19 protein-coding genes are annotated in these 24,357 nt (G+C 30.7%); 8 read left to right on the top strand and 11 right to left on the bottom strand.

Annotated elements, in window-relative coordinates:
• Positions 1 to 70: 70 nt before the first annotated feature.
• The 3 genes from B3578_RS09705 to pafA form a co-directional block, all read right to left on the bottom strand.
• On the bottom strand, positions 71 to 1,240 hold the full coding sequence (locus tag B3578_RS09705; RefSeq protein ID WP_286494816.1) for a porin: 1,170 nt from the start codon (positions 1,238 to 1,240) through the stop codon (positions 71 to 73).
• 54 nt (positions 1,241 to 1,294) lie between these two features.
• A complete protein-coding gene (locus B3578_RS09710) occupies positions 1,295 to 2,356 on the bottom strand; it encodes a linear amide C-N hydrolase (protein WP_291048220.1) in 1,062 nt (353 codons plus the stop codon).
• A 406-nt stretch (positions 2,357 to 2,762) separates the two neighbouring features.
• The gene (pafA, locus tag B3578_RS09715; RefSeq protein WP_286494818.1) at positions 2,763 to 4,409 is read right to left on the bottom strand and encodes an alkaline phosphatase PafA; all 1,647 of its coding nucleotides are present in this window, start codon (positions 4,407 to 4,409) and stop codon (positions 2,763 to 2,765) included.
• A 104-nt stretch (positions 4,410 to 4,513) separates the two neighbouring features.
• On the opposite strand from pafA, the gene B3578_RS09720 reads away from it, so the two are divergent.
• Positions 4,514 to 4,966 (top strand): SRPBCC family protein, encoded by a 453-nt coding sequence (locus B3578_RS09720; protein ID WP_115000556.1) that lies wholly within the window; start codon positions 4,514 to 4,516, stop codon positions 4,964 to 4,966.
• A 50-nt stretch (positions 4,967 to 5,016) separates the two neighbouring features.
• On the opposite strand, the gene B3578_RS09725 is transcribed toward B3578_RS09720, so the two are convergent.
• Entirely contained in the window at positions 5,017 to 5,223 is a 207-nt protein-coding gene (locus B3578_RS09725) for a hypothetical protein (protein WP_038334195.1), read from the bottom strand.
• Positions 5,224 to 5,359: 136 nt separating this feature from the next.
• Here B3578_RS09725 and fumC point away from each other — a divergent pair, with 136 nt between their 5' ends.
• The 3 genes from fumC to B3578_RS09740 all read left to right on the top strand — a co-directional run bounded on the left by fumC (position 5,360) and on the right by B3578_RS09740 (position 7,751).
• On the top strand, positions 5,360 to 6,757 hold the full coding sequence (gene fumC, locus B3578_RS09730) for a class II fumarate hydratase (protein ID WP_180904387.1): 1,398 nt from the start codon (positions 5,360 to 5,362) through the stop codon (positions 6,755 to 6,757).
• A 128-nt stretch (positions 6,758 to 6,885) separates the two neighbouring features.
• Positions 6,886 to 7,320: an MbcA/ParS/Xre antitoxin family protein gene (locus B3578_RS09735; protein ID WP_291048232.1), complete on the top strand. Its 435-nt coding sequence runs from the start codon at positions 6,886 to 6,888 to the stop codon at positions 7,318 to 7,320.
• Between the two features lie 2 nt (positions 7,321 to 7,322).
• Entirely contained in the window at positions 7,323 to 7,751 is a 429-nt protein-coding gene (locus tag B3578_RS09740) for an RES family NAD+ phosphorylase (RefSeq protein ID WP_286494819.1), read from the top strand.
• Between the two features lie 60 nt (positions 7,752 to 7,811).
• Here B3578_RS09740 and B3578_RS09745 read toward each other — a convergent pair whose 3' ends face one another.
• From B3578_RS09745 to B3578_RS09755, 3 genes are all read right to left on the bottom strand, one after another.
• The gene (locus B3578_RS09745) at positions 7,812 to 10,214 is read right to left on the bottom strand and encodes a heavy metal translocating P-type ATPase (RefSeq protein WP_286494820.1); all 2,403 of its coding nucleotides are present in this window, start codon (positions 10,212 to 10,214) and stop codon (positions 7,812 to 7,814) included.
• 85 nt (positions 10,215 to 10,299) lie between these two features.
• Positions 10,300 to 11,556 carry a sensor histidine kinase gene (locus B3578_RS09750; RefSeq protein ID WP_286494821.1) on the bottom strand — a complete coding sequence of 419 codons (1,257 nt, stop codon included), beginning with the start codon at positions 11,554 to 11,556 and terminating at the stop codon, positions 10,300 to 10,302.
• Between the two features lie 65 nt (positions 11,557 to 11,621).
• Positions 11,622 to 12,968: a sigma-54-dependent transcriptional regulator gene (locus tag B3578_RS09755; protein WP_286494930.1), complete on the bottom strand. Its 1,347-nt coding sequence runs from the start codon at positions 12,966 to 12,968 to the stop codon at positions 11,622 to 11,624.
• Between the two features lie 191 nt (positions 12,969 to 13,159).
• Between B3578_RS09755 and B3578_RS09760 the strand changes: the two genes are divergently transcribed.
• The 4 genes from B3578_RS09760 to B3578_RS09775 all read left to right on the top strand — a co-directional run bounded on the left by B3578_RS09760 (position 13,160) and on the right by B3578_RS09775 (position 17,852).
• On the top strand, positions 13,160 to 14,401 hold the full coding sequence (locus B3578_RS09760; RefSeq protein WP_291048238.1) for an efflux RND transporter periplasmic adaptor subunit: 1,242 nt from the start codon (positions 13,160 to 13,162) through the stop codon (positions 14,399 to 14,401).
• Positions 14,402 to 14,518: 117 nt separating this feature from the next.
• Positions 14,519 to 15,229 (top strand): ABC transporter ATP-binding protein, encoded by a 711-nt coding sequence (locus tag B3578_RS09765; RefSeq protein ID WP_286494823.1) that lies wholly within the window; start codon positions 14,519 to 14,521, stop codon positions 15,227 to 15,229.
• A gap of 5 nt (positions 15,230 to 15,234) precedes the next feature.
• A complete protein-coding gene (locus tag B3578_RS09770; RefSeq protein ID WP_286494824.1) occupies positions 15,235 to 17,382 on the top strand; it encodes an ABC transporter permease in 2,148 nt (715 codons plus the stop codon).
• The gene (locus B3578_RS09775) at positions 17,379 to 17,852 is read left to right on the top strand and encodes a TolC family protein (protein WP_286494825.1); all 474 of its coding nucleotides are present in this window, start codon (positions 17,379 to 17,381) and stop codon (positions 17,850 to 17,852) included. Before B3578_RS09770 ends, B3578_RS09775 begins: the two co-directional genes overlap by 4 nt.
• 166 nt (positions 17,853 to 18,018) lie before the next feature.
• Here the strand turns inward: B3578_RS09775 and B3578_RS09780 are convergent, their stop codons facing one another.
• The 4 genes from B3578_RS09780 to B3578_RS09795 are packed head-to-tail and all read right to left on the bottom strand — an operon-like array spanning position 18,019 to position 24,328.
• On the bottom strand, positions 18,019 to 19,056 hold the full coding sequence (locus tag B3578_RS09780; protein ID WP_291048244.1) for a cytochrome-c peroxidase: 1,038 nt from the start codon (positions 19,054 to 19,056) through the stop codon (positions 18,019 to 18,021).
• A gap of 7 nt (positions 19,057 to 19,063) precedes the next feature.
• Positions 19,064 to 20,662 (bottom strand): DUF6850 family outer membrane beta-barrel protein, encoded by a 1,599-nt coding sequence (locus B3578_RS09785; protein WP_291048247.1) that lies wholly within the window; start codon positions 20,660 to 20,662, stop codon positions 19,064 to 19,066.
• 12 nt (positions 20,663 to 20,674) lie between these two features.
• Positions 20,675 to 21,679 (bottom strand): DUF4876 domain-containing protein, encoded by a 1,005-nt coding sequence (locus tag B3578_RS09790; RefSeq protein ID WP_219035311.1) that lies wholly within the window; start codon positions 21,677 to 21,679, stop codon positions 20,675 to 20,677.
• Between the two features lie 27 nt (positions 21,680 to 21,706).
• The gene (locus B3578_RS09795) at positions 21,707 to 24,328 is read right to left on the bottom strand and encodes a TonB-dependent receptor (RefSeq protein ID WP_291048252.1); all 2,622 of its coding nucleotides are present in this window, start codon (positions 24,326 to 24,328) and stop codon (positions 21,707 to 21,709) included.
• Positions 24,329 to 24,357 lie beyond the last annotated feature (29 nt).

Below are 24,357 nucleotides of genomic sequence, written 5' to 3' on the forward strand. Positions count from 1 at the left end.
AATTTTTTAAGTTTCGTTTTATTAATTATTTCAAATGATAGAGAGAAAAGTTAAGTTAGTTGTGGTTTTATTATAGGTTAAGTTTCTTATTAAATTGTCTAGATAAATCTAGTTTCATTCCCAATGTAAAAACACTTTGTTCTTTTTTACCAATATAATTTTTACCAAAAGAGATACGCTGTTCTGTATATAATTGTACATATTTCATCGGATAATATTCTAATCCTGTAATGAAATCACTTCGTCTGAAATTTTTATCAATGATTATATTTTCTACAGATTTCTTTGTTTCAGGAACATATAAATTATAACCTCCTAAAATTGAAAATTTATTTAGTTTATATTTCAACGCTGTCTCAAAACCTTTTGCATCAAAAACATATGAAGGATTAATTGTATTTTCAGATTGATATGAAATAGGTATAAAATCACCATTTTGCTGTAAAATTCCAAGTAGACTAACATCAAATTGTTTACTCGTATATTTTAAACCAATTGAATAAAAAGTTGGATGTCCTGATAAACCTAAGATATGATTATCATCAATTAAGTTTTGAGCTATAAAAGCACGGTTAAATGCAGCTCCAATACTAATATTTTGATTTAATTCTAATTGAGCTGAAAAACCAAAACCATCAATAATCTTATCATCATTTCCACCTTTTGTTTGGATTTGAGCACCAAATTGAAAAGCTTTAATTTTATTTCTATAAATTATTGATTGATCTGCTCGTCCTGTTCCTAGCAAACCACCATCTGTTCCACCTGTAAAAGTTGCAGAAGCGCGTCCTCCAAATACATTAAAACGATCTGTATAAGCTGTAACATCACGGTAAACACTCCATTGTTTACCAAATGTTATTTTACCATATTTAGACAAATCAATACCTAAGTAACCCAAGCGATTACCAAAAACTTGTTGTTTTTGTTCTGAAACAATTGTCAAAAGATCACTATCTAAATTTCCATCAACATTAAACGACGAGTTACCTTTGAACATATTTATTTGGAGTTCAATACCAGCTACAAATGCAATATTTCCTTTTTTTAGATTAATTTCAATTCCAGCACGAGAGGCATTTTCTTGTAGCTCCATTACTTTATCATGCACAGCAAGATGACCTCTCAAACTAGTGTAAGGTCTTATCGAAATATCAATTGTATCATTTGATTTTTGAGCATAAACAATAGATCCTAATAATAAAAAGGCAGATATAAAATGTTTGTTATTGGCAATCATATTGAATGTTGATTTAGAACTATTTGCAAGAAAAATATTGATTAATTTTTCGATCTAAATTCCAACAAATGTAAATGGTTTTGTATCACTAAAAAGTTGTGAAGTTTCGCCAGCATACGTTTCATTTTTACTTACGCTTAATCGTTTTGTTTTTGCATTTTTACCAAAATAAATTTTCTTTAAATCAACCCAAAATGTATTTGGAGTTTTTGTAGTTTCAAAGTAATAAACAAGATTTTTATGATCAGAAACTGATCTCCATCTTGTAGACGATATGTTAGGTTCTGCTTCTGAAGAAATTCCTAACGGAACCGATACATTTCTGATAACACTAAAAACACTTGCAGTAGAAGTGCGAGTATCAGCGGTTTGCGGAATTGCATTAATGTAATATGATGCTCTTACATAACGATCAGCAGCTCTGTTAGTTCCTGGTAACATAATTGTTCCTGGAATCCCTTTCCAATATTGATTAATTGCTAATTGCTCATCAAAAACTGGAGAATTTGTCATTACTGTATAAGAAGGATCATGGTGTATTTTTAATTTCCCGTTTACATATTCGAAAATTGCATTGTCTCCATTTGCATCAGAAATTGAAAGATGTAAAGTTGTAAATTTTTGAGTACCTGGAATGTAGTCAGAAACAATTACAAATTTTTCTTTTCTCAAATCATCTACAGCTTCTTTTACTGTAGCATAATTATCTAAAACATATTGTGCCCAAGCTGCAATTGTAACACCTGGCTTTGTTCCTTTTGGATTAAATTGAGGATACTGGCTTTCTACTAACCACAAAACATTCGCAACAAGTCCTTTTTCGTTCATGCCATCTGTTGTCGCAATGTCCCAAGCACTTGCAATTACACTTCCGTATTTTGAAGTCCATTTTTCCGAAGCATTTCCAACGTTGCCAGATCGATCTATACCTCTAGGAAAAACCCAAATATTTGCATCAATTTCATCTTTCCAATCCATAGAACGAGCTGTGATTACAGTATTTTCTGGACCTTTATAGACAACTCTTGTGCAAGCATCTAGTTGTGGAGATAATAAAAAAAATAGGTTGGTAGAAAATAATGTCAAAGTTAATTTACTTAAAAAAGTCTTTTTCATTATGATGTATTTAGAATATTAAAGTTATTAATTTAATTGGAGAAAATTATACTCTTTTACTAATATTGTGCAGAATATTAAAAATTATCCATTTATACAATGTTGTTTTTGGAATATTATAACGTTCTATAATTTCTCATGATTTTGTATAATTATCTTCTATTACAAATCAACGAAAAATGCTGATTTTCCTCTTAAAACAAATCCCTCATTACCCCCTCTTATTTATATTTTTCTCATTATCAATAATATGAGCTTATTATTTATCAAAATAATGTTATAGATGTTAATCGTTAATTTCTTTAATTATAAAATTTAAACAATTGAAATAGAGTAAATAATAATTATAGAAACAAAAAAAAACGCAACTAATTAAGTTGCGTTTTTAGAATTATCTTTTATAAGATTATTTTGGATTTGTTACTTCAGAAACTGGTTCGCCAATATTTCCGTTTGGCTCTTCTATATGTAGCAAAGCGGCAACTGTAGGTGCGATATCTGTCATATAAACACGGTTATTATTTTTACCATGTTTTATACCCCAACCCATCAAAACAAATGGAATGTGAGCATCGTAAGCCCCCCAAGTTCCGTGTGTTGTTCCTCCAGCATTTTGTTTTCCGCCGTACCATTGTGGTTCTAAAATATAAGTAATAGCACCGCTACGTTTACGATTGTAACCGTTAACCATTCGTTCTTTGATAATCGCAGGAATAGAAGCTTCTCCAATTTTATCCATATCAGCTACGAAAGAAACACCATCAACTTTTTGCATAAACTTTACGATTTCTTCTTTGATATCTTCTTCGTCTAATTTATTTTGTTCGATCGTTTGATAATTCAAATGAACCTGATAATTTGTCAATGAGCGTACAATATCAGTAGATTTGAATTTCTCTTGTAATTTAGCATTTAATGCTTTTTTTACTTCTCCAGTTGGAAAGTATCCTGCATTACCTTTTTTATCTTGGAAATATTTAGGATTATGAGCTCCACCATGATCTGCAGTTAAGAAAACTAAATATTGCCCTTTTCCAACTTTTTGGTCTAAGTGATTAAATAATTGTTCCAAGTCTTTATCTAAACGCAAATAAGTATCTTCGGCTTCGATTGTATTTGGAGAAAATTGATGTCCAACATAATCAGTAGAAGAGAAACTAACCGCTAAAAAATCTGTAATTCCTTTCTCATTTTGACCTAATTTTTCGTTATCAATAATTTCAATCGCGATATCTTTTGTTAACGAATTTCCGAAAGGAGTAGAGCGAATCAAACCTAAACCATTTTCTTTTTTCAACGCTTTCAAATCATAAGGAAATTGCATTTTATCTAATCCTTTATAATTTTCGCGATATGGATTTCCATCTTTTTCACTTTGTACATAAGTATCAATCGGATAAAGTGTGTTCCATTTGTCTAAATATTTTTCAGGAACTTTTTTATCGTTGAATTTTTGTAACCATTTTGGCAACTCATTCATATAAAATGTACTCGAAACCCAGTTACCAGATTCTCCATCAAACCAAAAAGCAGCATCAGCAAAATGACCTGCAGGTAATATTCCTCCACGATCTTTTAACGAAACTCCATATACTTTTGAACGGAAATTTGTTGATAATTTTAATTGATCAGTAACTGTAGAAGTTAACAAGTTTTTTGGAGACATTTTTCCTGCTTTTGATGAAGTTCCAACCCCATTTACAGCATCATCTTGCGTACAATACATTTCTTGTCCTGTTGCTTGAATGATAAAATCGTTCCCAGCAATTCCGTGAATAGCAGGCACAGAACCTGTATAAATAGTGCTATGACCGATAGCTGTATAAGTAGGTATATAAGGAATATAGGTATTTTCGTTGCTAAAACCTTCGTTTAACATACGATTGAAACCTCCTGTAGAATATCTATCTTGGTAACGATATAAATAATCCCATCGCATTTGATCGACAACGATACCAACTACTAGTTTTGGACGGCTAACCTCTTGTTGCGCATATAGCGAAAGACCAGCAAATAACCCTAAAACACTTAAAAAAGTTTTATTAAATTTCATTTTAAAAATTTTACACATAGCAAATGTAACAATTAAATTTTGGGCTAAATTTAAATAATAATTAAAAAATTAGTAAATTAAACAAAATCATAAAAAAATAGAATATGAGTGCAAAGCCTGTAGAAATAGTAGAAATTTTTGATGTTTCAATTGATAAAGTGTGGAATGCCTTAACGACAAAATCTGCTTTTGATAAATGGTATTTTGATATTAAGAAGTTTGTTCCAGAAGTTGGATTCGAATTTGAGTTTTATGGCGGATCGTATTTACATCACTGTAAAATAGTAGAAGTAGAGCCGACTAAATTGTTAGCTTATACATGGAAATATCCTGTCTACGAAGGAAATTCTGTTGTTACATTTATTTTGGATGAATTAACAGATGAAATTGTTCCGCAAACAAAATTAACGTTGATTCATGAAGGAATTGAAACTTTTCCGCCTGATGATAAAAATTTCTCGCGCGAAAGTTTTGAAGCTGGTTGGACAGAAATTATCCGAATTAGTTTGAAAAATTATTTGGAAGGAAATTATGAAGAAGATTCGAAAGTCGAATAAATAAAAAAAGGAACTTCGTCAAGTTCCTTTTAATTTTTTTTTACAGCTTATTATTTTTTGAATAATACTGTGATTCCTTCTTGATTTGGTAAAATCGGACGAGGATCTTCTGCTGTTACTATTCCAGCTTTTTCTTTTCTTAAATTCGCAACCCAAAATGGAATCCAAGAAATAGCCATCGTTGCAAAAAAGATGATACCCCAGAATCCGCATAAAGCGATTGTTAAGAATAATAAGAAACCTAAAAATTGAATCATGATTTTATTTTTATGTGATACAAACTTAGTAAATAAAATTTATAGAAATACTAACATTAATCACTTTTCTTTCATCAAACGATTTCTTAAATTTGTGAGATAAGTAAACAATATATAAATAATAAAAAATACCAAAATGGAATACAGAATTGAGAAAGACACCATGGGGGAAGTAAAAGTTCCTGCAGATAAATACTGGGGTGCTCAAACAGAACGTTCTCGTAACAACTTTAAAATTGGTCCTGCGGCTTCTATGCCTCACGAAATTGTAGAAGGTTTCGCTTATCTTAAGAAAGCTGCTGCTTATGCAAATGCTGAATTAGGTGTTTTACCAGTTGAAAAACGTGATGCTATTGCTGCTGTATGTGACGAAATTTTAGCAGGAAAATTAGATGATCAATTTCCTTTAGTAATTTGGCAAACAGGTTCAGGAACTCAATCTAATATGAATGTGAATGAAGTTGTTGCTAATCGTGCGCAAGTTTTAGCTGGATTCAAAATTGGAGAAGGTGAACCAGTTCTTAAAGCGAATGACGACGTTAACAAATCTCAATCTTCTAATGATACTTTCCCAACAGGTATGCACATTGCTGCTTACAAAGCAGTTGTTGAAGTAACAATTCCAGGTGTTGAGCAATTACGTGATACATTAGCTAAGAAAGCTGAAGAATTTAAATCTGTTGTAAAAATTGGTCGTACACACTTAATGGATGCAACGCCATTAACATTAGGTCAAGAGATTTCTGGATATGTAGCGCAATTAAATCACGGTTTAAAAGCTTTAAGAAATACACTAGAGCATTTATCTGAAGTTGCTTTAGGTGGAACTGCTGTAGGTACAGGTCTTAACACGCCAGAAGGATACGATGTTTTAGTTGCTAAATACATTGCTGAATTTACAGGTCATCCATTTGTAACAGCAGAAAATAAGTTCGAAGCATTAGCTGCTCACGATGCAATCGTAGAAACTCACGGAGCTTTGAAACAATTAGCTGTTTCATTAAACAAAATTGCAAATGACGTTCGTATGTTAGCTTCTGGACCTCGTTCAGGTATTGGAGAAATTATCATTCCAGAAAACGAACCAGGATCTTCTATCATGCCAGGTAAAGTAAATCCTACTCAATGTGAGGCGTTAACAATGGTTGCAGCTCAAGTTATGGGTAACGATGTTGCGATTACAATTGGAGGAACTCAAGGTCATTATGAATTGAATGTTTTCAAACCAGTTATGGCTGCAAACTTCTTACAATCTGCACGTTTATTAGGAGATGCTTGTGTGTCTTTTGATGAGCATTGTGCGCAAGGTATTGAGCCAAATTATGCTCGTATCAAAGAATTAGTTGATAATTCATTAATGTTAGTTACAGCACTTAATACGAAAATTGGTTACTACAAAGCTGCTGAAATTGCTCAAACAGCTCACAAAAACAACTCAACGTTAAAAGAAACTGCAATCGCATTAGGGTATGTAACTGCTGAAGAATTTGACGAATGGGTAAAACCAGAAGATATGGTTGGTTCTTTGAAATAAGAATTTTTAAATCATTATATAGGAAGAGGTTGCTTAGGCAACCTCTTTTTTTGTTAAATTTATTTAAATTTGAGAAAAAGTTCCTTTATTAAGTGGAAAAATTGTAACTTTAATAAAAGTTTAGAATTATGGCAACTGTTAAACTAAAAAAATACGAACAAATCATAAATAAAATCCCTGAAGTAAGAGATTTTACGAGTGTTTATTTTTACGTAAATCGTTATAATATTGATCAAAAATATATTCAATATCTTGATGAATTATCAACGTTAAAAGACGAAATAATCTCAAGTTGGTTAAATATCACAACGCGTACATACAGAAATTATAAAACGAAAGATGTTTCTCTAAAAGATAATACAAAAGAGCATATTGTTTTATTGATTTCTTTATACAAACACGGTTTGGAGGTTTTCAATACAAAAGATGATTTCGAGAAATGGTTAACGACGCCTAATGTTTTGTTAGATAAAAAATCGCCAGCAGATTTTCTTGATACAGTTTCAGGTCTGAAATTTATCGATAATCGTTTGACTGCGATAGAATACGGAGAAAACGTCTAACAATGTTAGTTTACAATATTCGTAAAGCGAGATATTCAAAATCATTACAAGCTTCTGGAGTTGCCAACAGATGGAATAAAAATGATGAATTTGTTATTTATGCAGGAAGTTCTCGCGCGCTTTCAACCTTAAAATTGGTGGTGCATAGAAGTTCTATTAGCATTGATAACTCGTACAAATTATTAGTGATAGAAATTGATTGCGAAGAAGATGAAATTTATGAAATTAAAAAGTCTAAATTACCTAAGAATTGGCAATCTGTAGAGGCTTATCCCGAGTTACAAGAGATTGGTTCTGCTTGGTATCAGGATTTTAAATATTTGGTTATCAAAGTTCCATCGTCAATCATTCCAAAAGAATATAATTATTTAATCAATACAAAACATCCTGATTTTTCTTCAAAGGTTAAAATCAAAGAATTAGAAGATTAAAATCGACTAAATATTTAGCCGATTTTTTTATGAATATTTTAAAGTTTTTTTAAATCTTTTTTAAATCTTTTTATACTTTAACAATAAACTATTTGTTACAACACTTACACTACTCAAAGCCATTGCAGCACCAGCAATCATAGGATCTAACAAAAATCCGTTAATTGGATAAAGCACTCCAGCAGCGATTGGAATTCCTATTACATTGTAAATAAATGCCCAAAATAAATTTTGATGAATTGTTTTGACCGTTTGCGTAGATAAATTAATTGCATGATCGATTTTTGTCAAATCTCCGCCAATCAAGGTAACTTCTGCCACATCAATCGCAATATCAGAACCATTTCCCATCGCAATCGAAACATCCGCCTGAGCCAACGCTGCACTGTCGTTAATTCCATCACCAACCATTGCAACAACTTTTCCTTTTTGCTGCAAATCTTTGATAATACTCATTTTATCATTTGGTAAAGCATTTGCGACAACTTGATCAATTCCGACTTGTTTTGCAATTGCATTTGCCGAAAATTCGTTGTCACCAGTCACCATCCAAACTTCAATTCCTTTTTCGTGAAAAGCTTTAATAGCTTCAACAGAAGTTGCTTTTATTTCATCAGAAATTCCAATTAATCCCAAAACTTTTTTATCATTTCCAAAGAAAGAAGTAGTATAATTTTTAATCGAAAAATCTTGAATAGCTTGTTTTACATTTTCATCAATTTGAATATTTAATTCAGTAATCCAACTTGTTTTTCCAACATAATAAGTGTCATTTAAAATATTAGCTTTCAATCCTTTTCCAGATATATCTTCAATTTTTAGTTCAGGTAAAATATCTTGTTTTCCAATATGTTCTGTAATCGCTTTTGCCAAAGGATGTTGCGAATTATTTTCGATTGTATAAAGCATATTTTTAGCAGAATCATCAAACCAAATCAATTCTTGTACTTTTGGTTTTCCTTCTGTAATTGTTCCTGTTTTATCTAAAATAATTGTATCAATTTTCTTCGCTAATTCTAAACTTTCAGCATTTTTGATCAAAATTCCTTGCTCAGCACCTTTTCCCATTCCAACCATAATCGCGGTAGGTGTTGCTAAACCAAGCGCACAAGGACAAGCGATAACAAGGACAGTAATCATCGATAAAAGGGCCATTGTAAAAGCATTTTCTTGACCTAAAACTAACCAAGTAATGAACGTTAGAATTGCAATAATAATTACAATCGGAACAAAAACACCTGCAATTTTGTCTACCAATTGTTGAACTGGCGCTTTACTTCCTTGTGCATTTTTAACCGATTGAATAATTTGAGCCAAAAGTGTATCATTCCCTACTTTCAAGGCTTTATATTGAATAGGAGAGTTTTGGTTTAAGGTCCCTGAAAAAACATTTGCATCAATTCCTTTTTCAACTGGAATTGGTTCTCCTGTCAATGAACTTTCATCGATAAAAGATTCTCCCGAAACAATAATTCCATCAACCGCAATTTTATCTCCAGGTTTTGCAATAATCAAATCACCAATTTGTACATCTTCAATTTTCACTTCAACCTGATCTCCATCTTTCACAACCAACACAGTATTAGGTTGTAATCCGATTAATTTCTTGATCGCTTCGGAAGTATTTCCTTTCGCACGTTCTTCCATCAATTTACCAATCAAGATAAAAACGATGATTAAACCAGCAGCTTCAAAATAAGGATGCGCATGCAAACCTTTGCTGTGCCAATATTCTGGAAATAATGTATTGAAAACGCTAAAAAGATAGGCTACACTTGTACTCAAAGTAACCAAAGTATCCATATTAGCCGATTTATTTTTCAATTGTTTCCAAGCACCGACGAAAAATTGTTGCCCAAAAATGAAAAGAATTGGCGTAGAAAGTGCCCACATAATGTAATTTCCGTAAGGCATATCCATAAAAAACATTCCAATAATAAATAAAGGAACTCCAAAAATTAAAGCCCAAATCACTTTATTTTTCAGCGTTTTGTATTTTTCTTCGTGAAGTTGTTCTATTTCTTCATCTTGATTTTTAGACTCATCAATCACCAAATCATAGCCAACTTCTACTAAAGCATTTTTCAAATTTTCTGGAGAAACTAGAGTAGGAATGTACTCTATTTTTCCCATTCCATTTCCGTAATTCACTTCCGCATTTACAACACCTAACTGACGATTAAGATTCGCTTGAGAACTACTCGCACACGAAGCACACGTCATATTGAGAACGGGATACGATTTTTCGACAGAATCTATTTTGAAGTTATTTTGCTTTAAAGTTTCGTAGATTTTAGGGGAAACTTTCCATAATTTCTTTGCCGAAACGTTAATCGTTTTAGCATCTAAATTCACAGCATATTCATCAAGATTTTCTATTTCAGAAAGTAATTTATTGATGAGTTCAACATCTTTTTCTGAATTCAAATTGATAATCGGTATAGTAAGTGTTAGTGCATTCATAACAGTAATTTTATGGGACAAATTTCCAAAGATTTTGGCGAGAAAGTATTATATAATTAGAGGTTAAAGTTACACTTTTTACTAATTACTTTAAGATGATATTAAAACGTTTCACGCCATCATTTTGTTGATAATACAAATAACCTTTGTGCGCTTCTATAATGTTTTTGGAAAGTGTTAAGCCAATTCCTGCACCATCTTTTCGAGTTGTATAAAAAGGTAAAAATATTTTGGAAATGATTTCTTCATCAATCAATTGTCCAGAATCTTGAATAATAATTTGCAATCGATTATCAGTTTGTTTCGATGAAATTTCAATAGATTTAGTTTCTACATTTTCTAATGAATAAATCGCATTTTTGATTAAGTTAATCAAAACTTGTTCAAATAAGATACGATCAATTTCAACTTCAATATTTTGTGGAATTAAATTCTGAAAAACAATATTTTTTTGATGAAATTCAGCCGAAAAAGATTGTTCAATTCCTTGGACAATTTCATACAAATTTTGTAACGATTTAACAGGGTTTGGTAACATGGTCAATTTACGATATTGCTCTACAAACGTCTGTAAATGCTGACTTCTATTCATAATTGTATCCAAACTCAAACGAATATCATCATAATCATTTTTGTCTAAATGATTCGCTTCAAAATAAGTTTTTGTGGTATTTGCTAATGAATAAATAGGCGTCAAAGAATTGATGATTTCATGCGCAATAACTTTCATAATATTCATCCAAGCCTCTTTTTCAGTGGAATCAATCACGCGCTGAATCGAATCAATAAAAATAATCGCATATTCATCATGAGCAATCAACGTTTTTGTGTTCTGAATCAGATAAGTTTGTCGCTCTTCATCATTAATTTGTATGTCAATTGTACTTTTAAAATCATCAAATTCTTTATTTTCTAAAGTTTCACAAAACTGTGGAATCAATTTTTTTAGATAATTCCACGAACTTGATTTTGGAACGCTAAATATCTTTTGAAAATGATGATTGATAAATATAATTTTTCGATCATTTTCTTCTTTTTTAAGAATCAAAAAGCCAAACGGAACTGCATTCAATAATTGATGATAAATGATTTCTTTAGACGAATTTAAAACATGTTCTTCTCTAATTTTATGATATAATTTTAATACAGAATTGTCTTTTTTATATTGATTTTGATTAATATTTAAGCTAAAGTCATTGTACAATAAAGCATCTATAATTTTCTGATTTTTAGAAAGATAATTTTTAGAAAAATGAATTATTTCCGTAATCGAAACAATTGTAATAATACATACAAATGTAAATGAAAACCAATAATTTTTGATTCCAATAAAAGCCAACATAAACAAAAGAAATGCTAAAAAAAGTATTCTGAGTACTAACTGAAAAATAAGAGAATTGCGTTTCATTATTTATAATTCGTAATGTTATATTTTTCTAATTTTCGATATAAAGCAGCACGAGAAACACCTAAATTTTCGGCTGTTTTACTAATATTTCCTTCAAAAAAATGTAAACGTTCTACAATTTTATTTCGCTCTATTTCGTTCAAATTATTTGAATTATCTGTTATTTTTTGAGGAATAAATGTTGTGAAACCTATATTTTCAATCGTAATTTCATTTTCTTCAGCCAAAATAATTGCACGTTCGATTCTGTTTTGCAATTCTCGAATGTTTCCGTTCCAATCGTAGTTTTCTAATTGATGTAAAATTTGTTCATGGATAATAGGTTTTTCTACTTCATATTTATCAACATAAAGTTCTAAAAAATAATCAATCAAAGGTTTAATATCTTCTTTTCGTTCGCTAAGACTTGGCATTGTAACTGAAATTGTATTGATTCGATAATATAAATCTTCCCTAAAACGACCTTCTTTTACTGCATTTTCAAGATTCGCATTCGTAGCAACAATAATCCGAACATCAATTTTTCTTGGTAAACTTTCTCCTAAACGAATAATTTCTTTATTCTGAATTACTTGCAAAAGTTTTGCTTGTAAATGATTTGGTAAATTCCCAATTTCATCTAAAAAAATTGTTCCATTATTTGCTGCTTCAAATCGACCAATTGTATCTTCTTTTGCATCGGTAAACGCACCTTTTTTATATCCAAATAATTCACTTTCAAATAGATTTTCGTTTAAAGAACCTAAATCAACATGAACAAATTTTTCTGTATTTCGAGAAGAATTTTCATGAATTGATTTTGCCAAAACTGATTTTCCTGTACCATTTTCGCCTAAAATCAAGATTGTTGCATCGGTTTTTGCAATTTTATTGGTGATTTTATATACTTTTTCGATACTCGGAGAATTTCCGTAAAACAACTTATTTTCTTTCGCTTCTTTTATTTTCCTCGATTTTCTAAGTTGTTTTATCGCTTCTTTTATAAGATTAACTAATTTATCATTATCCCATGGTTTTAAAATATAATCAATCGCACCAAGTTTTAAACCTTCAACCGCAGTTTCTACACTTCCATAGGAAGTCATTAAAATTACTCTCGTTTTTGGTTGCGCATGTTGAATTTCTTTCAGCCAAAAAATTCCTTCTTTTCCATCTTCATAACCTGTTCTAAAATTCATGTCCATTAAAACAACATCAATTTCATTTTCTACCAAGATTTGAGGAATCTTTTTAGGATCAGAACAAGTGATAATTGTTTCGAATTGGCGTTTCAAAAGTAGTCGACTTGCAATTAATATTTCTTCTTGATCGTCTAAAATCAGTATAGTGGCTAAAGTTTTCTTCATATTCAGTTTTGTCATGTGTCCGTTTCTGAACAAATAAGTGTTCGTTTTCGGACAGTCTATTTTTTATATAATTTTTTAAAAGAATTGATTTCAATGCTTTAAGAAATTATAAATTTTGGGCATATTTATTACGTATTGATAATTAGTAAAATAACCATAAATAAACGGTTGTTTGGTAAATTTAATAAATAATGGATACGAAAATCAATCAAAAAAATAAAAAATATAAACGCCTCGGAATAATTGCTGTAACGACCATAATTTTAGGCGGTTCGAGTTTTTATTTGATGAATCGACCGCGAACTTTAACTGTAAGTGCAAATGAATTGATGATAAAAGACGTTTCTGAAGATTATTTTGAAGATTTTGTTGTTTTTCAGGCACAAATAGAACCAATTAATTCAATCTTTATCAATGTGATAGAAGGTGGTTCTGTTCAAGAAATATTTGTAGAAAATGGTGAGAAGGTGACAAAAGGATTACCAATTGCACGATTATATAATCCGAATACGGAACTTAATTTTTTGACGCAAGAAACGGCAATTATTGAACAAATGAATCAATTAAATGTTGCAAAACTATCTATTCGGAATCAAGAATTAGATCTATCAAAGGATTTTGTAGGAATTGAACACGATTTTAATCAATCAAAATTAGATTATGAACTAAATCAAAAGTTATATGATCGAGAAGTGTTAGCAAAAAATGAGTGGGAGAATACGAAGGAAAAAATGCGCTATCAGCAAGAACGAAAAGCAATTATTCAAAAAAGTTTGGTAAAGGAACGTGAATCAAATTCGATTCAATTAAAGCAAATTAATGAAGCTTTAGCTATCATGCAAAAAAGTCTAGTAACGCTTCGGAAAAACAAACAAAATTTCTTGGTTTTAGCACCTGAAACTGGTCGTTTAAGTTCTTTTGAAGCGACATTAGGACAATCAATAGAAGCAGGAAAAAGCATAGGAAAAGTGGATATTCTAAGCGGTTATAAATTAGTTGCAATGGTAGATGAATATTATTTGGATAGAATTCAAGAAAATCAATATGGACAAATCGAAATTAAAGGAAAAATCATAAAAGTGAAAGTGACTAAGATTTCTCCAGAAATAAAAAATGGAAAATTTAAAACAGAATTAGAATTTATTGATAAAATTCCTGAAAATTTACAAGAAGGTTTATCCGTAGGAGTAAAATTGATTTTATCCGAGAAAGAGAAGAAATTAGTGATTCAGAAAGGTTCCTTTTATACAACCACACAAGGGAAGTGGATTTTTGTTGTTAATAATGATAAAGCAACACGAAGAAAAATTGAATTAGGAAGAGAAAATCCGAGTGTTTATGAGATATCCTCAGGATTAAAAGTAAATGAAAAAGTAATTATTTCGAATTACGAAGATTATAAAGAAGTACAAGAATTAACGATAAAAAAATAATAACACACAATTTTAGCTGTCATTTCGAGCTTATCGAGAAATCTATAAAATACAGATTCCTCATTTCGCTAAAAGCTATGTTCGGAATGACAAAAAATAAATTAAAAAAATAACATCATGATTAAAATAGAAAACTTATCAAAAATATTTATCACAGAAGATATTCAAACAAAAGCGTTGAATGAGATTAATTTAATAATCAATTCTGGAGAATTTATTTCCATTATGGGCCCTTCAGGTTGTGGAAAATCAACTTTATTGAATATTATTGGATTATTGGATTCTTTCAATGGAGGAAGTTATACCTTGAATAACCTTGAAATGTCTAATGCAAACGAATCGAAACGCTCTCAAGTTAGAAAAGAAAACATAGGATTTATCTTCCAAAATTTCAACTTAATTGATGAATTATCAGTTTATGATAATATCGAATTACCTTTGATTTATTCTAAAGTTTCGAACTCGGAACGAAAAAAACGAGTGCAAGAAATTGCCGAAAAATTAAACATTGTCCATCGTTTGCAACATTATCCACAGCAACTTTCTGGTGGTCAGCAACAACGTGTTGCAGTAGCAAGAGCTTTAGTGATTAATCCTAAAATAATTTTGGCTGATGAACCAACAGGAAATTTGGATAGTATTAATGGAAATGAAGTCATGGAGCTTTTGACCGATTTGCATGCGCAAGGATCTACAATTTTGATGGTGACACATTCGGCTCATGATGCGGCTTACTCTGATAAAATTATTACCATGAAAGATGGTGAAATTCTTTCTGAAAAAATGAATCAGAAAAATGTAAATGTTTTTGAGAAAACTAAAATTTAAATTCAATGCTAAAAAATTGGCTTAAAATATACTTAAGAAATACGATCAAGAATAAAGGGTTTACATTTCTTACAATTCTTGGTTTAGCTATCGGAATTGCTGGTGTTATTTTTTCGACTTTATATTGGAAAGATGAAACGAGTTACAATCAATGGAATCCGAATATTGGTCGCGTATTTGAAACATTAACTGTATTTCAGAGAGGTGGAGAAACTTGGCCTACAAGTGTTGAACCTTTGCCTCGTTACTTAAAAGAAAAATCAGATAAGATAGAAAGTTATTGTTGGTTTGAAGGTTGGTATGGGCAAGAAACTTATTACGTCAATAATAAAAAAGTTTATGTTACTGGAATTACTAGTACAGATCAGAATTTTTTTGATTTTATTCCATTCAAGTTTATAAAAGGAAGTGTAGATGATTTTCGCAAAAACAGATATGGTGTTGCAATAGAAGAGAGTGAAGCAATCAAAATCTTTGGTAAAGAAAACCCTGTAGGGAAAATCTTGACAACATATGATGGAATAAAGATGCCGATTTATGGTGTTTTTAAAGCAGAAAAATACACAAGCTTTCAACCTAAAATGGTTATTTCTAATATTTATTCACGTTTAGAGGATATTAAGGATAACTGGGGAAATTATGGCACAGGACTATTTATAAAGCTTAAAAATCCTGCAGACAAACTAGAAGTAGAGAAACTGGCTACACAATTATTTTATGAGAATAATACAGTTAAAAATGCGCAACGAGAAGGAGTTTCAGTAGAAGAATTTTCAAAGATATACGAACCTGTTAAAGTACAATTACAGCCTTTAAAAGATTCGAGATTAAATGCCAAAGTTTCAAGACTTCCGGAAGGAATGGGAAACAAACTGTTTTTACAGATTAACCTGGGATTATCTTATCTGATTTTAATTTTATCCATCATCAATTATATTAACCTTTCCACTGCACAAGCAATTAGAAGAGCAAAAGAAGTAGGAATCAGAAAAGTGGTTGGAGCAACCAAACGAAATATTGTTGTCCAATTTATTGTAGAAACAACCATTACAACTGTTTTGGCATTTGTGGTTGCTTTGGCTTTGGTTGAAGTAGGTTTACCCAGTTATAATCAGCTGATTGACAAAAACCTGGAAATAGAAATTATCCCGTTTATCCCATATCTTGTAGCGATTTTCATTGTAGTTGTGATTATTGCCGGAATTTTTCCTGCCATTTATGTGTCAAATTTTAAAGAGCTTAACGTTCTAAAAGGGAATTTTTCAAGAAGCAAGAATGGAATTTGGTTACGAAATGGAATGTTGATTTTACAATTTTCTATTGCTACATTCTTTATTGTAGCTGGAACTCTTGTTATTCAACAAATGAATCATATTGCAAAAAAAGATTTGGGATTTTCAGGAGATCAAGTGATTAGTATTCCGTTTAAAAGACAGGATTTAGGAGAAAATAAGTTCAATTTTTACGAAAGTTTCCAGCAAGATTTAGCAAAAATTAAAGGCGTACAAAGCATTAATGCAACGGCATTTAAGTTTGGTTCCGGTGGAGCAATATCCAACACAAGTTTTAGAGTAAAAGATAAACAATTGGTAACAGATAATATGGCGATTGACTTTGGCTTTCTAAACATGATGAAAATTGAAGTAAAAGAAGGACGAGATTTAGATCCTAAAATCTCATCTGATACAATTTCCAGTGTTCTTATTAATGAAACCGCAAAAAAACATTTTGGAGAAACATTAAAGTTAAATGACGAGTTCGATTGGAATAATCAAAAATTAAAACTGGTTGGAGTAATAAAAGATTTTAATTTGGGAGAGCCACAGGCTAAGATTAGACCAATGATGTTTTTTCATTTTAAAGTTGTAAAGTGGATGCCTTCCAATCTTCAAAATATACTGATTAAAATAGACACAGAAGATACAAAAGAAACCATCGATAACATTGAAACGTTTTGGAAAGCTAAAGTTAATCAAGATTATCCATTTGAATATGAATTTGTTGATAAGCAATTTGCTCGTTCGTATGAGAATTACACAAAACAAGAGAAAATGTTCAAAATTCTAAATGTTATTGTGATTACAATCGCATTATTTGGATTGTTTGCGCTTTCATCTTACACAATCGAACGTAAATACAAAGAAATTTCTTGAATTATTCTTACGGAACTTTTTATGCGCAGAAAATTAAGAGTTTGGCGGATACTAATTTTCAGTTTGGAAATCAATTAAAAGACAACAAAAGTCAATATATTGGATTGAATCTTTCTATTCCAATTTATTCGAGAGGAAATACAGCGCAACAACGAGAATTGAAAAAAATTGAATTACAATTAAATGAAGTGCAAAAAGATAAAGAGGAAAAACGATTAAATGATCTCGTTAATCTTGAAATAAAAAAATTAAATTTATTGAAAGATTTGACCAATTCTTTAATTGAAATTGTAAAAACTTCTGAACAATCTTTTGAAACCACAGAAACAAAATATAAGTTTGATAAAGTTGATGCTTCTGTTTACAAATCGTCTAAAAATCAAGTGTTAAAATCAAAATATAATGAACTCAATAATAATTTGAGTCAAGTATTTATTCAAAATCAATTAAAAATTTTAGTTGAAAATTAAAACTATACAAAATAAAAAACGACTCAATTATTGAGTCGTTTTTTATTTATAATTTGTTATTTATTCGGTAATTGCGGTGGACGCATTTTGTATTGATTCTGTTTCAAACTCATCAAAAAAGCTTCTAATGCATCCATTTCCGAAGCAGTTAAATTCAATTTCTGAACTAACTCTGTTGTTTTCGGAAATAATGAATCATTTTCTGTTTCTCATTTGGTTGAAAATGGAACATTCCTGCATTGTACATATTGATTACACCACGAATCGTAGGAAAAAGTCCGTTGTGCATATAAGGAGCATTTTGAGGAACTTCTCGTAATGAAGGTGTTTTGAATTCACCAACATTCTTAGCCAATTTAGTTGTATTGTATAATCCTAAATCCTCGTATTCTCGACCATAATATGTCAAACCTATATTATGAAATTTATTATCCGAAAAATATGCTGTATTGTGACAATTGATGCAACGCGCTTTTGTACGGAAAAGATGTAAACCTTCAATTTCTTGATCAGTTAATTCATCCGATTTTCCTGAAATAAATTTATCAAATCTATTTTTTGGTGATAAAATCGTACGTTCAAAGGTTGCAATTGCTTTTGTAATACGGTCATTCGTTACTTTTTCGTCACCAAAAGCAGCTTTAAATAATTCTTTGTAACCATTAATTTCAGCAATTCGTTTTGTTGCAAAATCAATATGATGATTCATTTCTTTTTTATCACGAATCGGAAATTCAGCTTGTTCTTCCAATGTTTTTGCACGACCATCCCAAAACATCACTTTTGAGTAAGCAACATTCATCAAACTCGGCGAATTACGCGCTCCCAATTGTCGATCTTCGCCATAAGGAACACGACGACCATCACCCCAATTCAGCTCAGGATCGTGGCAATTTGCACAAGAAATTTGATTTGAATTTGATAAACGAGGATCAAAAAATAAGGATTTTCCTAACTCAGCTTTTTCTTTAGAATACGGATTATCTTTAGGAAAAGGAACTTCGCCTAATGTACCAATATCTTCAAAACCATCTTTCAAAACACTTTCGTCAACAGTTGGTTTAGGCCATTTTGACTGATCTCCGCTACTATACAATGCACGTAATTCGGTAACTGTATAACCTTGATCGATTATTTTGTTACTGTTAAACGCATAAAATAGAGTAGTCGCACCAAATGCAACGATTGGAAGCATTTTTTTCATCTTCATTCTAATAATTTAATTGAATTCCGAAATTCATTAAATACGTATTATCTGTATTGATTTCGGTAAAATTGCTCTTATTTGTTGCAAATATACCTTTTAACTGCGTATATACTTCGATTGTTTTATTGTTTTTTACAGGTAAAATGTAGCGAATAGAAGTTGAAGCATCAAAATGATTGGTTGTATTGTACGCATAATCATAAGCCGCTACATTGTCATAGAAAGTATCTTCGTTGATTCCAGTCATTTTTGTATAATCAAAATAAGAATCCAATAAAGCATAATAATTAAAAGCTAAACCAATATTTATTTTCGAATTATCATTCAACATTAAATCTTTATTTCCATAAATACCAACATCTAACGATTTAATTTTCATGTCATAAATAGCTAAAGCATCGTAATATTTGTTCTGATTATAGCTTGTTTTGAATCCAAGAAAATAATTCATTTTCGTAACATCTCGATTAGCTAAGTTAACATCAAAATTTAGATTTTGTAAACGATTTTGATAATTCATTCCACCGATAGAAACATCGTAATTTTCACCATCTTTTCTCGAAAAATCTAAACGTGTATTGATTGTATTGTTATCAAATTTTGTCATAAAATTCGCATAAGCAAAATGCTCGTTGATATCCCAAACATAGATAAAGAACTTATCTTCTTTTGTTTTGCTATCATACATTCGCTGTTGATTTTCTTGGTAATTGTAACCTAAAATCAACTTTGTATTGTCTGAATTAAATTGATATCCACCACCGATTTTAGAAATGATATTTCGTGTAAAATATTCGTAAATTGTTTTTTCGTTATCTATTTTATTTCTCAATGGATTATTAATTTCGCGACCATAACCAGCCATGTAACGCAAATAGGTATTCGAATTTTCTTCTACATCTTGATTTCTACCTTTATACTTTAGACTATAATCTTTATCTTTTCGACCATATGAACCTAACACAAAAATCTGATGTCCCTCAAAAAGTTCATAACCAACTTGAATTTCTCCAACTAATTGATTGTTTTTAATCTCTGGACGAGGATCTAATTTACGCGCCATTTTGTTGACATTCAATTCAGCTTTTGCAGCCAAAGTTAAATTGCCAAAATTTTTCGAAACTCCACCACGAATCAAATATTGCTGATTATCCCAATCTGCTGCACGCGGAACGTAGAAATATTGAGGAGAAAGCACTTGTTGCTCATCTGTACGCTCGTCAGAAAGGTTCCATGAAAGATTTTTTTCATTGAATTTCTGCAAGTCAATCATTCCGAAAATTCTAAAACCATTTTCAGTTGTATATAAACCTTCGCTCAAAAAACCGTAACGACTTGTTTCTTCTGCTGTTTGTTTACGCGAAAATTGATTGTTTTTATGACTGAAATAAATTCCAGTATGCGTATAATCTTTAATCGGTAAAGAATGTGTCGCAACAGGTAATTGCCAATTCAAATCCTTTATAACTTGTTCAGCTTCGTTAGAAGTTACTTTTATCGAATCATTTTCTTGCGCAAATGATGTACTTCCTAAAAGTAAACAAGCAAAAGAAACAATTTTCAATAATTTGTTATCGTATGTTGTTAAATCAATTGATTTCATGTTTTTTAATTTCTATTGCGCAAAAATCTTTGGTTCAGCTTTGATGTTTACAAAATCGTTTGTCGAATTGTTTGTATCCTTCAAAATTATACGACCATTAATTGTTTTTTGAGTTTTACGAATAATAGATGTTGATGTATAAGATCCTGCTGTTAAATAGGCGTAACCAGCATCTTGTTTGTTCTGTAATTTTTTCGGAACCAATTTAGTTCCCATGTCTTGTGTTGTTTCTACAGCATCTAAAATAAAATAATTCGGCAATTGTAAATACTGATACGTCGTTTTATTTGATGGATTTTTAACTTTTCCAAAACCATTTATATCATTTTCATCAGCCCTAAAAAGAATATAAGCTTGACGACCTAAATTATCTAACAATAAATCTTTATTTCCATTTGCCCACCAAACAATATCTAAATCTGGAACAGCAGGATTTTGAATATCATATGAATATTGAGAACCTAAATAGCTCGTCATATTTACCTCAAAATCTGCATTTGATAAATCGACCGTCAACTCTGGTTTTAGAATTTCGATTACTTTACCATTTGCATCGGTGTAATTTCCTTTGTGATTTATCGCCGTTTGCGCAATTGTAATACTTTGTCCTGGTTGAACTGGATAAGTCGTTCCATTTCCTGGAATACGAACCGCATTCGCAACATACACATAACCTGTATTTGCTTCTGCACCTTTTGTGTTTCCTTCACCTTTAGACCAATCTAATTGTCCATTTGCTTGGGAATATGGTTGAGATTCGACTGTATTTGCGCCAAATAATTGTCCAAAAATTAAACCATCTGCATAAATTACTTCATTCGTCATTCCTGTTTGTATATTTTTTAGAATTGTTTTCGCATTTACAGGTAATTTTGAAGCATCAAAATCGCTATCAAAAGTAACTTTTGTTGTAAATGTAACGGGTTGAACCGCTGAATTTCCAAAATCATCATCAGAACAAGAATTAAATAATAAACTTGCTAAAATAGGAGTGAGAAGTATATATTTTTTTAACATAATAATCTTTTTTGAAATTGTTTAGAATTAGAAAGTATATTCAATTTTACCTCCCAATGAAAATTTTGCGATTTTTGAAACAATTCTTTCACCAGAATCGTTGATATAAGTAGGTTTTAAACCAAAAACATTTGTTGTATAAACAGATACTTTGAATCCATTTAAGAAATCTTTCGAAATACGTAAATGAAAATTATGCAATGAATTTTGTAATTCTGCTAATGTTTTTTGTGGAGCTTTAATCAAATGTCCGTATAATTCTGTATTTCCTCGATCTTCGACAGGAATTTCGTGATAAACAGAATTTTCATCTAAGTAACCAATTGGATTTCTATTGTTGTATTTATCGTGATTTTGAATAAAAATATGTTCTGTACGAAGAGATAAAATCAATCCAACTTTTTTTAAATGATAATTAAAATTTGTTCCAAACATTAAAGCTTCATCATTCGATTTTGGATTATAATAAACAGCATATTTCTCTTTTGCTAAAACATTTGTAGAAGCCGAATATTCATAAACAGGCTTATTATTTGTAGTTTTTGTATACGAACCATTCACTGAAATATCTAAATTTAGAGGTTTGATTCGGTTAAAATTCATAAACATTTCAATACCTTTATCTGTCGATTCTAAATTATTTTCCAAAGTATTATAAATAATTTGATAGGCTTCTTTCCCAATAACAGAATAAGTTGGAGTAGAAGTGGATGTGTCGACACTAATTGTAGAACCTTCTAAAGTTGCTACATGATCAACTCTTGAAATTCCATCCTTCAATTGATTATAATACCCTGTTACATTTAATGATCCAAAAGGTAAATTAACATCAAAACCAATTTCTGAATTGTAAGATCTACTTGGTTTCAAGTTTAAGTTATTTCCTTCCAAAAGAAACGTTTCAATCCACCCATATTGTTTATTGTTGACATAATAAATTCCGTCTCCCAACAAACGATCATAAATTCGATCTCCCGTGAATAGCTGATTTAACGAAGGTGCTTTAGAAGCAATACCGTATCCACCACGAATTCTAAACACTTTATTGAACGCATAAGATGTATTTATACGCGGTTGAAATGTGTTATTTCCATACTGATTATCGAATCTAAATCCTAAATCTAATTTGAAAACATTGTCATTTTCGCCAAATTTTACAATTCTATCTTCTGCATAGACAGACAATTGCCATTGCGTTTTGGTATTTTTGAAATTATAATCACGATAACCTAAACCACCTTTTGCACCGCTTAATGTATAATAATTAGGCGTTGTATTTTCGTCCGTATATGTCCCTCGACCTTTGTTAGAGCTTGATCGAGAAGATAAACCAACAGAAAAAGTATGGTTCCAATTATTTTTAGATTCGTAATTTTTCACACCTTCTATATTTAAGAAAGTAGACATCGGAATTCCTTCTACATTTTTGACAAACGTGTATTGATTTGGTAAAAATATCGCATCCGAAATTCCATTTTCCGTAGAAGTTGTAACCGCAGCAGTTGCGACATTATTCCAACGTTCTTCTTTCGAATTTTGCTTTTCATAACTGATATTTGCATCAACATTCAAAGCATCAATCCAATCTTTTTTCAAGTTCCATTTCAGATTATTAGATAATCGAATCGAAAACTTGTCATTCTTTATTTTAGGATCCGAAATATCATCTGGATCATATTTTATTTTATCATTATTGATTGCGAAACTTCCTTCTAAAGTATTAACCAATGTATTGATTTTGTTTGATGATTTCCACGCCGCATTTGTTGTTATACGATTATAGGATTTTAAATTATCGCGAACATCTTCATTAGAAGCCAAATAATTACCCGACAAACTCAAGAAATTTCTATCATTAATTTTAAAACCTTTTGACATATTATATTCAGTCGTCGCATCTAACATCGAAATGGAAGCGCGTAGGGGAGTTGCACTAACTTTAGAATTGATGATGATTAATCCTGAAGTTAAATCACCATATTTTGCAGGAGCTATTCCTTGAATAATTTTTACTTCATCGATATTAGCAGTTGTAATTTGACGTAAATCAACACCATAACTAGGGTTATTAAAATCATTGAAACCACCACCAGATAAGGAAGTAAACGCTTGCATATTTTCATTGTTCGAAATTGGAATATCGTTGACTACAATCGACGTCCCAAACGCTTTATTCTGAAAATAATCTTTGCGATCATTATTTGTATTACTTGACAAACTTCCTGATAATCCCAAATTATTTGAAGAAATCGCAGTTCTAAAAACAACATTTTTGAACTCGTTATTATTAAAATCCATTGTTACTTGTCCTGGTAATTGTTGCAAAACTTCGTTTAACGAAAACGCTTGCACATTTTCTATTGCTTCTTTACCAAGCGTAATCTCGGAATATTCTTTCTTTTTTTTTGGGAAAATATCAACTTGTTCCAAACGTAAAGTTTGATTGTATAACACAATCGAAACGTTATTTTCTGAAGAATCTACAACAATTTCTTGTGTTTCTTTTCCTTTTTGAGAAAAAGACAAATTAGTATTCTCGTTCGTTAATTCTATTGTAAAAAAGCCATCCGAATTTGTTTGTGTCCATCGTTTCGTTTGAGGATCCTGAACCTGAACGTTAGATAATTTTTGACCATTTTCATCCGTCACAGTACCAGTTAAAATTCGTTGGGCATTTA

The sequence above is a fragment of the Empedobacter sp. UBA1574 genome (assembly GCF_002322895.1).
In the GTDB taxonomy this organism is placed as follows: Bacteria; Bacteroidota; Bacteroidia; order Flavobacteriales; family Weeksellaceae; genus Empedobacter; species Empedobacter falsenii_B.

Excerpts from the sequence above, each read along its gene's own strand:
- B3578_RS09740 (WP_286494819.1), top strand. The coding sequence starts at position 7,323 with ATGTTAGTTTACAATATTCGTAAAGCGAGATATTCAAAATCATTACAA.
- B3578_RS09745 (WP_286494820.1), bottom strand. The coding sequence starts at position 10,214 with ATGAATGCACTAACACTTACTATACCGATTATCAATTTGAATTCAGAA.
- B3578_RS09720 (WP_115000556.1), top strand. The coding sequence starts at position 4,514 with ATGAGTGCAAAGCCTGTAGAAATAGTAGAAATTTTTGATGTTTCAATT.
- B3578_RS09705 (WP_286494816.1), bottom strand. The coding sequence starts at position 1,240 with ATGATTGCCAATAACAAACATTTTATATCTGCCTTTTTATTATTAGGA.
- B3578_RS09760 (WP_291048238.1), top strand. The coding sequence starts at position 13,160 with ATGGATACGAAAATCAATCAAAAAAATAAAAAATATAAACGCCTCGGA.
- B3578_RS09735 (WP_291048232.1), top strand. The coding sequence starts at position 6,886 with ATGGCAACTGTTAAACTAAAAAAATACGAACAAATCATAAATAAAATC.
- B3578_RS09765 (WP_286494823.1), top strand. The coding sequence starts at position 14,519 with ATGATTAAAATAGAAAACTTATCAAAAATATTTATCACAGAAGATATT.
- B3578_RS09750 (WP_286494821.1), bottom strand. The coding sequence starts at position 11,556 with ATGTTGGCTTTTATTGGAATCAAAAATTATTGGTTTTCATTTACATTT.
- fumC (WP_180904387.1), top strand. The coding sequence starts at position 5,360 with ATGGAATACAGAATTGAGAAAGACACCATGGGGGAAGTAAAAGTTCCT.
- B3578_RS09785 (WP_291048247.1), bottom strand. The coding sequence starts at position 20,662 with ATGAAATCAATTGATTTAACAACATACGATAACAAATTATTGAAAATT.
- B3578_RS09770 (WP_286494824.1), top strand. The coding sequence starts at position 15,235 with ATGCTAAAAAATTGGCTTAAAATATACTTAAGAAATACGATCAAGAAT.
- B3578_RS09710 (WP_291048220.1), bottom strand. The coding sequence starts at position 2,356 with ATGAAAAAGACTTTTTTAAGTAAATTAACTTTGACATTATTTTCTACC.
- B3578_RS09755 (WP_286494930.1), bottom strand. The coding sequence starts at position 12,968 with ATGAAGAAAACTTTAGCCACTATACTGATTTTAGACGATCAAGAAGAA.
- B3578_RS09780 (WP_291048244.1), bottom strand. The coding sequence starts at position 19,056 with ATGAAAAAAATGCTTCCAATCGTTGCATTTGGTGCGACTACTCTATTT.
- B3578_RS09725 (WP_038334195.1), bottom strand. The coding sequence starts at position 5,223 with ATGATTCAATTTTTAGGTTTCTTATTATTCTTAACAATCGCTTTATGC.
- B3578_RS09790 (WP_219035311.1), bottom strand. The coding sequence starts at position 21,679 with ATGTTAAAAAAATATATACTTCTCACTCCTATTTTAGCAAGTTTATTA.
- pafA (WP_286494818.1), bottom strand. The coding sequence starts at position 4,409 with ATGAAATTTAATAAAACTTTTTTAAGTGTTTTAGGGTTATTTGCTGGT.